This is a genomic window from Paenibacillus ihuae (genome assembly GCF_001368795.1).
Lineage (GTDB): Bacteria > Bacillota > Bacilli > Paenibacillales > Paenibacillaceae > Paenibacillus_AQ > Paenibacillus_AQ ihuae.
The window spans coordinates 913,771-929,248 of the sequence record NZ_LN831198.1; the positions used below are offsets into that span (position 1 = coordinate 913,771).

Annotated in this window: 14 protein-coding genes; 10 read left to right on the plus strand and 4 right to left on the minus strand. The window is 48.0% G+C overall.

Features of this window, described 5'->3' with window-relative positions:
• Together AQR02_RS04095 and AQR02_RS04100 are read left to right on the plus strand one after the other, a co-directional pair.
• Positions 1-631, plus strand: a 631-nt coding sequence (locus AQR02_RS04095; protein ID WP_342447437.1) for a YczE/YyaS/YitT family protein, incomplete at its 5' end; no start/stop codon positions are given.
• A 108-nt stretch (positions 632-739) separates the two neighbouring features.
• Positions 740-1,039 carry an iron-sulfur cluster assembly accessory protein gene (locus AQR02_RS04100; protein WP_054939505.1) on the plus strand — a complete coding sequence of 100 codons (300 nt, stop codon included), beginning with the start codon at positions 740-742 and terminating at the stop codon, positions 1,037-1,039.
• 135 nt (positions 1,040-1,174) lie between these two features.
• Here the strand turns inward: AQR02_RS04100 and AQR02_RS04105 are convergent, their stop codons facing one another.
• Complete coding sequence (locus AQR02_RS04105; protein ID WP_082451625.1) at positions 1,175-1,948, minus strand: MFS transporter; 774 nt, start codon at positions 1,946-1,948, stop codon at positions 1,175-1,177.
• A gap of 113 nt (positions 1,949-2,061) precedes the next feature.
• Between AQR02_RS04105 and AQR02_RS04110 the strand changes: the two genes are divergently transcribed.
• From AQR02_RS04110 to AQR02_RS04120, 3 genes are all read left to right on the plus strand, one after another.
• Positions 2,062-3,135 carry an SGNH/GDSL hydrolase family protein gene (locus AQR02_RS04110; protein ID WP_245237094.1) on the plus strand — a complete coding sequence of 358 codons (1,074 nt, stop codon included), beginning with the start codon at positions 2,062-2,064 and terminating at the stop codon, positions 3,133-3,135.
• A 3-nt stretch (positions 3,136-3,138) separates the two neighbouring features.
• Positions 3,139-3,588, plus strand: a complete 450-nt coding sequence (locus AQR02_RS04115; protein ID WP_245237096.1) for a glycoside hydrolase family protein — start codon at positions 3,139-3,141, stop codon at positions 3,586-3,588.
• A 189-nt stretch (positions 3,589-3,777) separates the two neighbouring features.
• The gene (locus tag AQR02_RS04120) at positions 3,778-5,193 is read left to right on the plus strand and encodes a PAS domain S-box protein (protein WP_054939506.1); all 1,416 of its coding nucleotides are present in this window, start codon (positions 3,778-3,780) and stop codon (positions 5,191-5,193) included.
• 123 nt (positions 5,194-5,316) lie between these two features.
• Here the strand turns inward: AQR02_RS04120 and AQR02_RS31010 are convergent, their stop codons facing one another.
• The gene (locus tag AQR02_RS31010; protein ID WP_342447474.1) at positions 5,317-5,514 is read right to left on the minus strand and encodes a beta-xylosidase family glycoside hydrolase; all 198 of its coding nucleotides are present in this window, start codon (positions 5,512-5,514) and stop codon (positions 5,317-5,319) included.
• On the opposite strand from AQR02_RS31010, the gene AQR02_RS04125 reads away from it, so the two are divergent.
• Complete coding sequence (locus AQR02_RS04125) at positions 5,507-5,938, plus strand: hypothetical protein (protein ID WP_245237098.1); 432 nt, start codon at positions 5,507-5,509, stop codon at positions 5,936-5,938. The two genes, AQR02_RS31010 and AQR02_RS04125, sit on opposite strands and share 8 nt — an antisense overlap.
• Here the strand turns inward: AQR02_RS04125 and AQR02_RS04130 are convergent.
• Positions 5,914-6,804: an AraC family transcriptional regulator gene (locus tag AQR02_RS04130; RefSeq protein ID WP_054939507.1), complete on the minus strand. Its 891-nt coding sequence runs from the start codon at positions 6,802-6,804 to the stop codon at positions 5,914-5,916. The genes AQR02_RS04125 and AQR02_RS04130 overlap by 25 nt on opposite strands.
• A 108-nt stretch (positions 6,805-6,912) precedes the next feature.
• Here AQR02_RS04130 and AQR02_RS04135 point away from each other — a divergent pair, with 108 nt between their 5' ends.
• Genes AQR02_RS04135 through AQR02_RS04145 form a run of 3 tightly spaced genes read left to right on the plus strand, consistent with a single transcriptional unit; the run spans position 6,913 to position 13,926 of the window.
• A complete protein-coding gene (locus AQR02_RS04135) occupies positions 6,913-10,260 on the plus strand; it encodes a DUF5107 domain-containing protein (protein ID WP_054939508.1) in 3,348 nt (1,115 codons plus the stop codon).
• A gap of 16 nt (positions 10,261-10,276) precedes the next feature.
• A complete protein-coding gene (locus AQR02_RS04140) occupies positions 10,277-12,643 on the plus strand; it encodes a beta-galactosidase (RefSeq protein ID WP_054939509.1) in 2,367 nt (788 codons plus the stop codon).
• The gene (locus tag AQR02_RS04145; protein WP_054939510.1) at positions 12,640-13,926 is read left to right on the plus strand and encodes a cellulase-like family protein; all 1,287 of its coding nucleotides are present in this window, start codon (positions 12,640-12,642) and stop codon (positions 13,924-13,926) included. The genes AQR02_RS04140 and AQR02_RS04145 overlap by 4 nt, the downstream gene beginning before the upstream one ends.
• Before the next feature lie 163 nt (positions 13,927-14,089).
• On the opposite strand, the gene AQR02_RS04150 is transcribed toward AQR02_RS04145, so the two are convergent.
• The gene (locus AQR02_RS04150; protein ID WP_054939511.1) at positions 14,090-14,269 is read right to left on the minus strand and encodes a hypothetical protein; all 180 of its coding nucleotides are present in this window, start codon (positions 14,267-14,269) and stop codon (positions 14,090-14,092) included.
• A gap of 486 nt (positions 14,270-14,755) precedes the next feature.
• On the opposite strand from AQR02_RS04150, the gene AQR02_RS04155 reads away from it, so the two are divergent.
• Positions 14,756-15,478: DNA-binding protein (locus tag AQR02_RS04155; RefSeq protein ID WP_159067686.1), on the plus strand; the 723-nt coding region annotated here is incomplete at its 3' end.

The following is a 15,478-nucleotide window of genomic DNA, read 5'->3' on the forward strand; positions in this document are numbered from 1 at the left end:
GATTAAGGTAGATATAACACGTTTGATCATTATGGTTTTGGGCAATGTATTTCTGGGCATGGGGATCAGTATCTTTAAGCTGTCTGGCCTGGGGAATGATCCCTTCAGCGGCATGGTGATGGCACTTGCAGACTCCAGCGGTATCGTATATGCCAATTTTCTAATCTTACTGAATCTTGTATTGTTTGTAATACAAGTTATCTGGGGACGAAAGCTAATTGGAGCCGGAACCTTCGTAAATGCAATTTTTCTGGGTTACATAGCCACTTTCTTTTATAATATTTGGCTAAATCTGCTGGGCGAACCTCAGATGTTCTGGCTGCAGGTGGTCACCGTGGCGATTGGCGTGGTGGTCTGCAGCTTTGGGATATCCTTGTATCAGACATCACAGGTGGGAGTAGCTCCCTATGACAGCCTGTCCCTCATTATGAATAAAAGATTCCCAAAAATCTCATATTTTTGGCACCGAATGTTTACAGATGCTCTTTGTGCTTTGGTTTGCTTCCTGGCAGGTGGCATCATCGGGCTGGGAACACTGGCGACCGTATTCGGTCTGGGACCCATCATTCAGTTCTTTGATGTGAATTTTACGAAGAAGCTACTGGCAAAGAGGGGTCCAAAAGCCGTATGATGATTTAGCTTCGATGATTTTCCTGCGGACTGAATTATATATAGTACCTTAATATATGTTATAATAAGCTTCTTACTGTATCTTAAGAAGAATAGAGGTCGCTAGAGGATGAAATGTAAAATTAACCGCAATGCAGCTAAAGTTTTGAAGGATATGCTGAGCAGTCAGGAGGCGGAAGGGAAAAAGATTCGTGTAGTCATTACACAGAATCACGGGGATCACGGCCATTATGATGTGACTCTGGATACAGAGGCCGAGCATGATGAAATTGTCGCTACCGACAAGGGGATCGAGGTATTGCTGGATACTCGTGAGCCGCTATTGGATGGCGTTTGGATACAATATTTTTATGTGCCTCAAGAGGGCTTCTTTATCACGAATCCATCTACCGGTTTTCTTGAAAAATAAGCCGCGGCTGTAACGCTTTTTAAGAAAGACCGCTTTTGATTTCTTTGATTAGCCATAAAAGCAGCAAAGACCTAGAGTACTCACCCTAGGTCTTTGCTGCTTTTATAATTTTCGGTCCTGTTACTATCATCTCCCTCAATGAGCTGCCGTTACCTTGATCTCATCCAACTTCGGCTTTGGCTGCTTCAGGGCCAGGAAGGCTACCAGAATGCCGAGCAGCGTGGTCGCAGCAGAGATCAGGAACGCGGTATGGATCGCGGAGTTGAGATCCGCCGGCTGCAGGTGTTCGAGAGTAGATCCCGTTCCCAGGCTCGCCGAAATAATGGCCATAATCACCGCTAAACCGATAGCTCCGCCGATTTGCTGACCTGTCGAGATGAGTGCGGAAGCGATGCCTTGCTCGTTCGGCTCAATGCCAGCGCTGCCTGCGATGAACATCGTCGTAAAGACTAGCGCCTGACCAATGCCGATGATCACCGTACCCGGAATAATACTCCAAGCTGATCCGCTCGCAGACAATCCCGTCAGCATCAGGAACCCGGCGGCCCCAAGCCCCATGCCTGCGGCGATTGTACCAGCCACGCCGACCTTTGTGAGCATGGTATTGATGAGCTTGGCACCGACGAAGGCACTGAGTGTAAGCGGCAGGAAGCTAAAGCCCGATTGAATAGCTGAATAGTGCAGCACGTCTTGTGTATACAGCGTCAGGAAGTAATTCACAGACGCCGTCTCCGCCAAATAAGCGACTACCGCAGAGGACTTTTCATTCACATAATGATTAACCGCTTTTAGGAAAAGGTCCCGTTTCGTGCCATGCGTATCGTACAGACTTTGGCGGGCAATGCCGAGGCCCTCGAGCAAAAGTTGCATGGAGGTTCCTTCATAGCCATAATGCCCGAACACCTCCATCGCTTACCGGTACAGGAATTTGTTGTTGCCTAAGCTTGCCAATTAGCCGGATTTGGGAGTACATTGCTAGTAATGCTTAATAACTACAGAAGCCGAGAAGGAAGGTAGGTTTAATGATGCCGGAAACAACCAGGGTGTTTAAAGCAACAGAGGATCATGTCAAAATCATCGGGCGGACCCACTATTATAAGGATGTACTGTGGCTGGCGCTTTCAGGCGGAGGAGTAGAATTTTTATTCTATGGAAAGAAAGCGGAGATTACCTTAAAAGGTGATGCTATTGCCTTAACCGGTAATAATCTGGCCCGTATTGGCATTAGTGTAAACGGAAAACGGGTCATTGACGATCAAATGGATCAGCCTTTGAAATCGTATACGGTATTCGAAAGCGATACGGAGCAGGAAATCACGGTAACGGTTATTAAATTATCAGAGGCGGCGATGTCAACGGTTGGGATTCGAGAAATCGCGGTTGATGCTGCAGCTGGCATTAAACCTGCCCCGCCCAAATTACATACGATTGAATTCATCGGTGATTCCATTACCTGCGGCTATGGTGTTGATGATGAGCATGAGCTGCATGCTTTCTCCACAGCTACAGAAGATGTCACGAAAACCTATGCGTACCTGACAGCCCGGCAGCTTCAAGCCGACTACAGCATGGTTTCGTACAGCGGTTACGGTATTATTACAGGCTACACGGAAAATGATCAAAAGCTAACCACCCATCTGCTTCCGGATTACTATGAAAAAGTGGGCAAATCTGAGGGGGGATTTGATGATACGCTGCTGCCCCAGGAAGTACCTTGGGATTTCAGCAAGCTAGTGCCGGACCTGATCGTCATTAACCTCGGAACCAACGATGATTCCTACACGAAAGAGGATGCCGGTAAGCAGGCAGAATATGCTCAGGAGTATGTTGAATTTCTTAAAATGGTCAGACGCAACAATCCCCATGCTCCCATTCTGTGTACGCTGGGAATTATGGGGGGGCGGTTGTATCTTTATGTTGAACAAGCTGTTAGCGTGTACAGCTGGGAAACAGGTGATAGCAATATAACAGCAATGAAGTTTGACGAGCAGCTGCCGGCTGACGGCTATGCCATCGACTTCCACCCCTCTGAGGCCACACACCGGAAAGCGGCCAATCAGCTGACTGCTCAAATCAGAGAGCTTTTGAATTGGTGATCTTTGAAGGAGAACGAACGGAAACATAAATTTTACAGTGCGCGTACGAAGGATTTTCGGAAGTTTACGGCAGAGAAGTATATTGAGCGCGACAATCATATCATTGATACAACGATTATTGCAGATGGCGGCAGGTATTACCGTTTTTCCAAGGATGAAACGACCAAGAATATCCGGGTGGAACAAGGCTCTTCGCTGTATAAAGACGCCTTCAGCTTTGTAAGCGCACCTGTTCTGGAAGCCATCATGGGTGTCGAGGGGCCGGGAATTTACAAGCTCAACGGCCGTGAAGAATGGTGCCTGATTGTTGACCGCTATGCGGAAGGAAAGGGTTATCTTCCCTTGCTGACTTCCGACCTTACGAGCGGCGATTTCCGGGTGCTTGCGGACGGGCATCAGGTGCTGCCGGGACAGTTCGCCGATCCGGATCTAACAAAGTTCGGCGGCCGTTAAAATACTCCTAAATTTAATATATGATAGCGGCCGCTTTCTCTTAATTACCGGTGAAGCGGCTTTTGGTATGACATATGGAAAAGTGGTTTTAATGATTCTTCTTGACATTTTGCCTATTTTATATCACAGATATGATTCGTGCAAAATGCTACCATAGATGGGAAGTACACTGGTTGCGGGAGCGGTTATATGAGCGGTTTCTCTGTTCACCACATGATGCATTATTCGCTGTATTCTTTTGCCGAGCACAGTCCGGATCCGATTTACATTCTGGGCACCGATAAAAAAGTGATTTACGCCAATTCGGTCTTCGTTGAGCTATACGGCTGGACCACGGAAGAGCTGAACGAAAATGATTTTCCGCATGTCCCACCGGAGCTAAGAGAAGAACTTATGCAAATGTTTGTTTTTATCGATCAGGGGCAGCGTCTGTTTGCTCTCGATACCTTCCGAGTGAAACGAAATGGAGAGCTGATCAGCGTCAAAATAACCATTTCTCCTGTGAAAGATCCGGAAGGATGTATTTCGGCTTATATATGTGTTCTGAGAGACGTAACAGAGCTCAAGTTCTCGGAGCTGAAATACTCTAAATTATTTAATGAGGCAAACGATCCCATCTTCATTTATGAGCTGGATAAGGAAGGTAAGACGTCGAAATTTCTGGATGTAAACGAAGCAGCATGCGAGATGCTGGGTTATACGCGTCAGGAATTACTGGACAAAACGCCCTGCTCAATAGCGGCGGGATCGCTCGTGCACGAGATCGGCAATATATTCGAGAATATTCTTAGGGGAGACAGGCTATTCGCCGAATGGATTCAGGTGGCGAAGGACGGGAAGCAAATTCCGGTGGAGATCAGCGCGAAGCCGTTTAAGCTAAATAGCCGAATGCTGGTGATTTCCATTGTCAGGGACATGACTGAACGAAAGAAAACGGAGGAGTATCTCCGGTACAGCGAGAATATTTCCATGATCGGTGAGCTGTCTGCAGGCATCGCCCATGAAATCCGTAATCCGCTGACCAGCATCAGGGGGTTCGTCCAGCTGCTGTTTGCCCAGTCTAAGATGGGCAGGGAGTTCCATGAGATTATTTTGTCAGAGGTGGATCGAATCAATTCGATTATCGGCGAGCTGCTGCTGCTGGGTAAGGAAATCCCATCTGATCAGGCAGACTGTAATTTGGTCCAGCTGGTGAGACAAGTAGTCGTATTGTTGAATGCCCAGGCACATATGACCGACAATGAAATTGTTATGCTTACGGAACTCGACCATCTGCCCCTTAGGTGTGCGAATAACAAGCTGAAGCAGGTTTTCATCAATATTCTTAAAAATGCGATTGAAGCCAGCCCGCGGGGAGCGGAAATCACCGTAGAGTTGTACCGTGAGGAGGATACTGGAGTTATTCGAATCGCCGATACGGGGCCGGGCATACCTAACGAGGTCCTGAACCGGATTGGCTTACCTTTCTTCACGACCAAATCGGAGGGCAACGGGCTTGGGGTGATGATCAGCAGGAAGATTATCCACAATCACAAGGGGACCCTTCTATTCATGGCGAACACACCGACTGGAACAGTTGTAGAGATTACGTTGCCTGTGCTTTAAGAATTCATATACATATTTAGTGATTATTTAATAGGATAGGAATAAGCAGCGATAGTAGCAATCAGGCGGTACGAAGCAGGAGTCCTTTGCTTCGTACCGCCTGTGTCTTTTTCACTGGATATCTTAAAGATACTCGCACTTAAAGTTGGAGAATTCAGCCGTAGAGCCTTCCCCATAGGCATATAAACCGATGAGCACGCCTGTAAATCCGCCTGCGACTTCAGAGGAAAGGTACCGGGTTTGTGCCGTACCTAAGAGGGTCTCTCTGCCGCTTTCGCGAATAAGGAAGCTATAGCGCTCATGAGTTGCCCGGATGATCAGAGTAGCATGGTTATCGCCTCCGGAGGCTCCCGGATTAAGAGACTATTGGCCTTCGGATATTGAGTTTATCTTCAACGGGATCTCTCTGGGCACCTGGACAAGTCCGGCTGATTTCGGAAGAGCTGCACAGGGGAAGTTGACCCCCGAATGGTGGCACCGAAATGTGAATCAATACGGATTATTAAAGACGATTCGCATTGACGCATCAGGTACATTTATGGATGAAGAGCGGATGTCGGAGGTAACCCTCGCGGATATCAGGCTAGGGGAACCGTTCTGGACGCTTCGCTTCGCTGTTGATGAGCATGCAGTGAACGCAGGGGGATTAACACTATATGGTTCCGGATTCGGCAATCACGACCAGGACATTGTAATCCGTGTCCATCTGGACGGTGATCTTCAACCCTTCGGAATGCTTCTGTAAGCGCTGGGGGATGACCCGGTCATTTTCTTGAACAATCTGGAGAAATAATAAGGATCGCTTATGCCAATGCTTGCGGCGACCTCCTTAATAGATAAGCCTGTTAAACTGAGCAGCTGGGTTGCCTTTTGTATTTTCAGCCGCAGAAAATATTCAATGGGCGGGATCCCCGTTTCTTCATTAAATAACAAAATTAAATGCTGTTTGGACAAGCCGGTATGCTTGGCCAATTCAGGGAGCCTGATGGATTCTGCTAAACGGTCAGTCATGTACCGGATGGAGATTTCCAGATACTGCTCTCTTTTTTTGTCCCTGGCTGTACCTACGGCGCTAATCCCGATACTGCTGATCAGCTGGCGGATCGACTGGGATACATGGGTATGGATGGGGAGTGAATAGGTTTTGTCCGACAGCAGGATATAACACTTATTGAAGACATCTTTAAACTCCGATTGTGCGAAGGCCGGAAGATGAACGGGACCCTCATCCATCCCGTACATGCGGATGAATTCTGCTGCGTGGCTGCCTTGAAGATGAAACCAGTGAATACTCCAGGGCGCATGGGTAGACGCCCCGTAACGGTGAGGTGTTGCGGCGGGTATGACGGCCAGGTGATTAGGAGTTAGGGCTATGGTCTGGTTGCCGCCTGCTTCGATCCAGCCTTCCCCCTCGGAGCAAAAGATAAATATATGAGAGCTGCTGCCCTCAGGACGTTCCCGGTAATGATGCTGAGCACGGGGGAAATAGCCTATATCGCTTACGTATAAATCACGCGTCAGCTCGGAGCGGGATAATTCCGTCTGCATATATTCAGGAAGAACGAATAATTTCTCCGCCTCAAAGCCCTCCTGCTTTCGGGTCATTTCCATGTGCGAACCCCCTTTCTAAATAAGAATATAGTCCATTATATTAAGTGTTTTGTCAATTGGCGGATACCTTCCGCCAAGTTAAAGTATAGGTAATAAGTTTAGGGAGTGATGGTGTTGGGTCAAGTAGTGCGCATATGGGAAGAAGAGATCTCTATTCCTACTTATGGAATAGGGAAGCCTGATCTGAACCCGATGTTCCTGGAGAAGCGTGTGTATCAAGGAAGCTCCGGTAAGGTTTATCCGCATCCGGTAATCGATAAAATTGAAGATGAGAAGAAACTCCAGCCGTATCAGATGGTTATCCTGGAGAATGAATATGTCCGCATCGAGATCATGCCTGAACTAGGCGGCCGGATTTACCGGGCACTGGACAAAACCAATAACTACGATTTCGTATATTACAACCGGGTTATTAAACCAGCGTTGGTGGGTTTGGCAGGTCCATGGATTTCAGGCGGTATTGAGTTCAACTGGCCGCAGCATCACCGGCCGAATACGTATGGTCCCGTAGAATACAAGCTGACTGAGAATGAAGATGGAAGCGCTACCGTTTGGGTTAGTGAAATTGACCGTATGTATGGTACCAAAGTAACGGCCGGATTCAGCCTGTACCCGGGCAAAGCTTATCTGGAGATTTCCGCTCAGCTCTATAACCGGACGTCTGAACCGCAAACCTTCCTGTGGTGGGCTAACCCTGCAGTTGCCGTTAACGATCACACGCAATCCGTTTTTCCGCCGGATGTAACGGCTGTCTTCGACCATGGTAAACGCGACGTTTCCCGCTTTCCTATCGCAACAGGTACCTATTACAAAATGGATTACTCAGCCGGTGTTGATATTTCACGTTACAAAAATATTCCCGTCCCTACTTCGTATATGGCTTATAAATCAGACTATAACTTTGTCGGCGGATATGATCATGGGGTTCAGGCAGGCTTGCTGCATGTGGCGAACCATCATGTTTCGCAAGGCAAGAAGCAATGGACCTGGGGGAATGGTGAATTCGGCCAGGCATGGGACCGGAATCTGACAGATGAAGATGGGCCATACATTGAGCTCATGACCGGCGTATACACCGACAATCAGCCGGATTTCACGTGGCTGCAGCCCTATGAAGAGAAATCGTTCACACAATATTTCATGCCTTACAAAAATATCGGTGTCGTCAAAAATGCATCTATCGATGCTGCCGTCAACCTGGAAGTGGACGAGAAATCGCATGAAGCCACCGTGCTGGCTTATGCAACATCCCTGTTTCCCGGCGCTGTTATTGAACTCCAGGGTAGCCGCCGGATCTATTTACAGCAAATCACTGATCTGTCACCGGTACAGACCTTCAAGTCGGTCATTACGCTTGATGAGCAGGATCAGCCGCATGACTTGAAGCTGACTGTCCGGGCTGCAAACGGTACTGTGCTTATTGCTTATCAGCCAGCGAAGCCTTCTATAGAGCAAGTGCCGGATGCTGCCAAGCCGCTGCCTGCTCCTGAAGAGCTGAGAACGAATGAGCAGCTCTATCTGGCCGGGCTGCATCTGGAGCAATATCGCCACGCAACGTTTGAACCAGAATATTACTATCTGGAGGGTTTAAGACGTGATCCAAGCGATATCCGCATCAACGTGGCTTATGGCACACTCCTGCTGCGCCGCGGGCTGTATGCAGAAGCAGAAGGCCACTTCAGAACAGCAGTAAAGTCACTTACCTGGCGGAATCCGAATCCATACGACAGTGAAGCTCTATATCAATTAGGGGTGGCGCTTAAAGGTCAAGGCCGCTTGGAGGAGGCGTTTGCCGCACTCTACAAGTCGACTTGGTCTGCAGCGTGGCAGGATGCCGGATTCTTCACGCTGGCGCAAATTGCCTCTGAGAAGAGGGATTTCCGGGAAGCCCTGGAGCTGGTTAACCGTTCGCTCATCCGCAATTCCCGCAACTACAAAGCACGTCACCTGAAAGCTGCGCTTCTCCGCAAGCTGGGACTGCTGGAGGAAGCACTGCACTTCTCTGAGGAGACACTTACCCTGGACATCGCTGATTTTGGTTCAGCCAATGAATGCTACCTGATCCTTGCCGCTCAAGGTGAGTTAACGAAAGCCGGCGAAGTGAAGGCTGATCTTTTGCGGCTTATGCGCGGCGATGCCCACAATTATTTGAATCTGGCTGCCGATTATGACCATTGCGGATTATTGGAGGAAGCCATAGAAGTGATTGAGCGGATCGTTGCCGGTCAGGATTCCAAGGTGTACCCGATGCTTCATTATACGCTTGGCTATCTGTATGAGAGAGCTGGACAAGACAAGCTTGCCCGGATTCATAGGAAGGCCGGGAACCTCTCAACTCCGGATTACTGTTTCCCGAATAGTCTGTTCGATCTGCAAGTGCTGACAAGTGCCATTTCCGCGGATGCTGAGGATGATAAAGCCCACTATTATCTGGGGAATTGGCTGTACAATAAAAGAAGACACGAAGCTGCAATCACCCATTGGGAAGCTTCACGTTCCATCCGGGACGATTTCGCAATCGTTCACCGGAATCTGGCACTCGCCTATTTCAACAAAAAAGGGGACACAGCAGCGGCGCTTATCTCTATGGAGAAGGCTTTTGCCTGCAAGCCGGATGACGCACGCGTATTGTATGAGCTGGATCAATTGTATAAGAAGCTTGGCTACACGGCGGAGAACCGCTGTACCCACCTGGAGCAACATCTGGATTTAGTGAATAAACGCGACGATCTCTGCGTGGAATACATTACGCTTTTGAATTCGCAGGGTTATCATGAGAAGGCGGTTCATGCGCTGCAAGGACGGAATTTCCATCCGTGGGAAGGCGGCGAGGGTAAAGTCACGGGACAGCATGTATTTGCCCATGTGGAACTAGCCAAACAGGCTTTAGCTGATGACCGCTTTGAAGAGGCTGTACAATACCTGCATCAGGCACTAATGTATCCGTATAATCTGGGGGAAGGCAAATTGTCAGGCGCCCAAGAGAACAATGTTTATTATTATCTCGGACTGGCCCATAAAGGTCTAAAAGAGACTGAACGGGCTCAGGAGTGCTTCAGCATTGCTTCCCGAGGATTGGAGGAGCCTGCCAGCGCGATGTATTACAACGACCAGCCGCCGGATAGGATTTTCTATCAGGGGATGGCCTGGCATGAACTGGGGAATGAGCAGGAAGCCAAGCGCCGCTTCAATAAGCTGATCGAATATGCAGAGAAGCATCTTTTCGACGAAGTGAAATTTGATTATTTCGCTGTTTCCCTGCCGGACTTCCTGGTGTTCGAGGATGATTTGAACGTAAGGAATGAAGTTCATTGCCGGTATATGAGAGGTCTTGGACTTCTGGGACTTGGCCGTAACGAAGAGGCGGGAGCCGAGCTTGAATTCGTTCTGGGAAGGGAACCAAATCATCAGGGGGCCATGGTGCATAGACGATTAAGCTGTACCACTGTGGACTAGGGAGAGGGCAGCCTATATGAAGAATTATCACATCGCTGTAAGCGGGGATACCAAACATATCTTTTCAGGCCATATTAAGCTGGGGGGCGTGAATCCTGCGGGCGAAGAGATTAGCTTTACGAACTATTATATGGAAAAGAACGGTGAGCCATTTTTCGGCATCTGTGGAGAATTCCATTTTTCCCGTTATGATGAACGCTACTGGGAAGATGAGATTATTAAAATAAAAATGGGCGGTGTCAACATTGTCACCACCTATATTTTCTGGAATCTGCATGAAGAAGTTGAAGGTGTATTTGAATGGGAAGGCAATAAAGATTTACGCAAATTTATTCAGCTGTGCCATCAGCATGATCTGTACGTCATGATCCGCATCGGTCCCTTCTGTCATGGTGAAATGCGCAACGGGGGCATGCCGGAGTGGATGTTCGGCCGTCCTTTTGAAGTCCGCTCGAATGATGAAGGCTATCTGGCGTATGTGCGGAGGCTGTATGCAGAGATCGGCTTACAAGTGAAAGGGTTATTGTACAAAGATGGGGGGCCGGTCATCGGTACCCAAATTGAAAATGAGCATAACCATTCTTCGGCACAGTGGGGCCTGACAACGGGCATAAACAATATGTGGCTGAATGGCGGCAGTGACGGTAATGACCATATGCTGCTGCTGAAGGAACTGGCGATCCAGGCAGGGATAGACACGCCTATCTATACATGTACAGGGTGGGGCGGTGCTACGACACCAGTACCGGATATGCTCCCGTTATGGGGCGGCTATGCGTATTGGCCTTGGATTTACTATGAAGCTGACCGATTAGATGGGATTAAGGAGCATCCGGCGACACCTGAGTATATTTTCCGGGATAAACATAATAACGCCATTCCTAAAAGCTACAATTTCGAACCATTCTACAGCCCTGAGGATTATCCATACGCATGCTGTGAGATGGGCGGCGGGATGGTTCAGTTCTATAAATACCGGTTTGAGTTTCCATATAACAGCGTTCCGGCCATGTCCGTCATGAAGACTGCGGAGGGCTGTAATATGCTCGGATACTATATGTATCATGGGGGAACCAATCCGAAGGGCAAGGTTAACCTGTTCACGAACGATCTGGCCACGCCCAAAATATCTTACGACTTCAACGCTATAATCGGGGAATTCGGGCAGGTACGGGAATCGTATAAGCGCACGAAGCTGCAGCATTATTTCTTCACAGAGTTCCAGAAGCAATTCGCCTTGACCAAGACGATTTTACCGGGCGATACTTCGGACGATGATCCGTATGAGGTGGATAGCTTGCGGTATGCGGTCCGATCCCATGCGGGCTCCGGCTTCCTGTTCCTGAACAATTTCCAGGATCACGTGGATAATCACAATCTGGGGGACATGAACGTTAGCATCGAGCTTCCCGGTGAGACGATCACCATTCCGGCTGAAGGGGAGTTAACGCTGGGCCGCGAGAGCTTTGCGATTCTGCCGTATAATTTCGATCTCGCCGGAATCACGCTGAAATATGCAACAGCGCAGCTCATCACGAAGCTGGATGTAGAGGATGAAGTGTACTACTTCTTCTTTGTACCTGAAGGCATGAAGGGGACGTATGCATTGAATACAGACGATGTGGCAAGCGTTGAAGCTGATAAAGGCAGTATCAAACAGCTCGATAATATGACGATTATTGAAGCAGAGGATCAGGGGGCGAGTGTAGTGCGTCTTGTTTCCGCAGCGGGCCAAAAAATTGTGATCTATACCATGACCAGCGCACAGAGCCTCGGGTTCTGGAAGGCGGATATCCGCGGCAAGCAGCGTGTATTGTTCACGGACGCTAACCTGCTGGTAGCAGGGGATAAGATCAAGCTGGAATTAACGGATCAGGAAGAAGTGACGCTGAGTGTGTTCCCTGATTTTGAGAGTCCGCTCGGTCCGGTGAAGGGCGGAGAACTGATCGAAACGTCGGAGGAGGAGCTTTTCACAACCTATAAGCTGCTTGCACCTAAGAAAGAGATTGCCTTTACATGTACCAGGGTCAAGGACGAACGGGCTGTTCTGGAATTTGCCTCCGGGTCACTAGACGGTCTCAAGGAAGCCTTGCTGCAGATTGATTATTCCGGGGACATCGGCTATGCCTTCATTGACGGAGACCTCATTAACGATAACTTCAGCAACAGCACGACATGGGAGATTGGCTTGAAGCGCTTTGAGGAGCGGCTGCTTGAGAAGGGAATGTATCTCTATGTATCGCCGATCCGCAAGGGTACTGTTGTTAACAGCAATACTACGATGGCAGGATGGAATGAGACAGCACAAGAGCTGATTGCAGAGATTGCTTCCGTTCGCGCGGTTCCAGTTTACGAGATGGTTATAGGAGAGATGCCCGAATGAATGAATTAATGAAGAGTTTGCCCCGGAAATTAACAATTACGATGTGGGATTTCTCCTGGTACACAATGACTTTGCCGGGGGAGCCTTATAACGATCTGGCCGCACGCTTCCAGGAGGCGGTAGAACGGGGGTATAACACCATTCGCATTTGTGCGATGCCATATATGTTGTTTACGGAGGAAGGAAATCGGCCCGGCCGGTTGAAATTCGGCAATCTCGGGGAGGTCGGTCAACGTACACGCTGGTACAATTGCCGCGGTGGAGCGGAGCTGGACGGTCATGCCCATTTAGTCGAGCTGTTCAGACAGGCGAAGGCACATGGCTGCTATATTATGCTGTCTTCCTGGGAATACCAGCAAAGTCCGAGCTTCCTGGCCCATCCGGAACTAAGAGACGAGCTTGCCGCAATTCCTCCCAAGGAACGCTTCATGGCGATTGCAAGGTCCATGGGTCAGCTGATCCGGTTTATTAAGGCTGAAGGATACGCAAGTCAGATTGTCTATGCCGAGCTGCATAATGAGGTGGAATTCGGACAGCTTACCGCTGTAGGCGTTGAACAGGGGATCACAGCAACGGATACGCCAAAGCTTGTTGAAGCGATGCAGCCGTATATTGAGGAAGCGATCGATTTTCTTCGGCAGCAGCATCCCGATATCCTGATGACGGCCAGTTATACGCTTAATGAAGCGTATCCGAAGTCATATGTCGCCCGTAATCTGCAGGTTGCCCACTATCATCTCTATATCAAAGGCGTATTAAATGAGCTCATGGATGCTGCAGGGCTGAATGATGAGCAGACACCATTCCCTAACCCTTTTGTTCAGTCTTTATTGAGAGAAGATGCGCCCCCATTTGAGGAGTGGACGCTGCCGGAAGGGCAGGAGTGGCGGATGGAAGGGAATCCGGTCGGGATGAAGCTGATTTATTTGCATGATTGGGCGGATCCGGATCAATGGGACCTTTATTTATATGACCGTTACAGCGCCCACAAACTGTCTATGCTGCAGAAGGCCGATTTCCGGTTTGAGGAAATTCATGACTGGGTTCACCATTCGGGAATTCCGATCGTCATTGGTGAGGGCTATGTCGGCTACACACCGCTGCATGCCGGATTCGAGGAGGGGCCGGTCGGTAAATTTATTGCGGAATATGCGCTGCGGAAAGGGATGTCGTTAGGATTTTGGGGCATGACCTTATGCTCAAACTGCGCACCGCATCATCCGTTTTGGAATGACGTCGCCTGGCAGATCAAATGGAACCGGTTTATTTTGGATTCCGAGTAGTTAATCGATTGGCCGGGCAAAACCAGCGGTAAGCTTGGACGAAATGAAATCCCAGCTTACCGTTACCCAGAATAACAATGATGCCGAAATGCCCGGCAGTATAACATTTACGATGAAACCGTAATGGCTTTATGCATGTATGAGGAAGCCACTAGAATTAGTTTCATGCGCTCTGGGTTGGTTTTTTGCGTATGCTGGTAAGTTCAAAAGCCTCTTTAGGAATTCCCATTTCTTGAGCCTTCTTCTTTTTAATCACCATGGCCTGTTGTAAGCTTGTGGCTTGAAATTCAATGATGGTGCCAAGCGGCTCCTCAAATGCAAAGTAACTTTTTTTATTGGACATTACTTGTGCCTCCTCATCTTATTCTCGAATGATTTTGCCAAAGGGCATAAGTATATTATCTCGGCTGTTTCCAGATTCCCCGAAAGCTCCTTTTCAAAAGAAGTCCGGCAGTTAGTGCAAATTACCTTAATAGTGTGCGTCTCATCTTAATGAACTATGCGCGAAAGCCGGCTTCATTCATCAACAAACGAACTTCTGTAACATCCCTCCAGTTGTAGCTTTGTCAGTTTACAGATAACTTAAATACCAAAGCCCGTCTTGCGGTTTTTAATTGCTAACTTCCTTCAACTTATTTTATTATCGCTATTTCCGATTGGTTATATTAAGTATCAAACTGATGAAAGTTAGCTCATACTACCCATTTGTATTAATGAGACCAGGAGAGTCTAATGCTCATATTTCTCTTTTCAAAACTCTAATTTATATATATCTAATGGAAGATCACCGAATTATGTTATTGCTATATTTGACGGAAGGATGATTACATTGGAACTTGATCTTAATGGGATCAACGTAGATTCACTGGTTCAAATGCTAAAGGCTTCGTTTACCTTGGACAATTGGGACGGTATCCTCCAGATCGCCGATAGACTATATACGGAGATAAATACTATTCATAATTCCAATCAGCAGGAACTCCCCCACGGTCAGAAGGTAAGTAGTCCCCAATTAAAACGGAGTATAGTATATTACTTTGGCTATAGTATGTGTCTAAAGGGGATTGCTCTTGAAAAACTAGGGCGCTATAACGAGGCAAGAGATTGTGTAAGAATGTATGAAGACCTAAGTTGGATCCACGGAAAAGATGAAGAGGGATGCGCTGAAGTCGAATACTATCGCGAGATCGCCAAGGCTAACCAGTATATCATTGAACTGCGTGAAGGGAACATTTCTGTATTACCTGATTACCTGGTGTACCTACGGCAAAATGAGGAGGAAGTCTTGCCGGGTGTGCTTTACATCCTAGATTCAGCAATAAAGCACGGATACAAGGTCGATCATGTACTGGATGAATTCAGGGATCAGATTGCTGTAATGAGCGAGTATTACGAAACTAAAAGAAACATTCGATATTACATAGATTACATTTACCTGACCGCAAGATATTATTCCATGAAGGGGAACATGCTTGATGCTATAAATACATTATTACGATCTTTAGAAACATCGGTTAAACTAAGAGATGATACGGGTTTCAGAAAGTCAGTT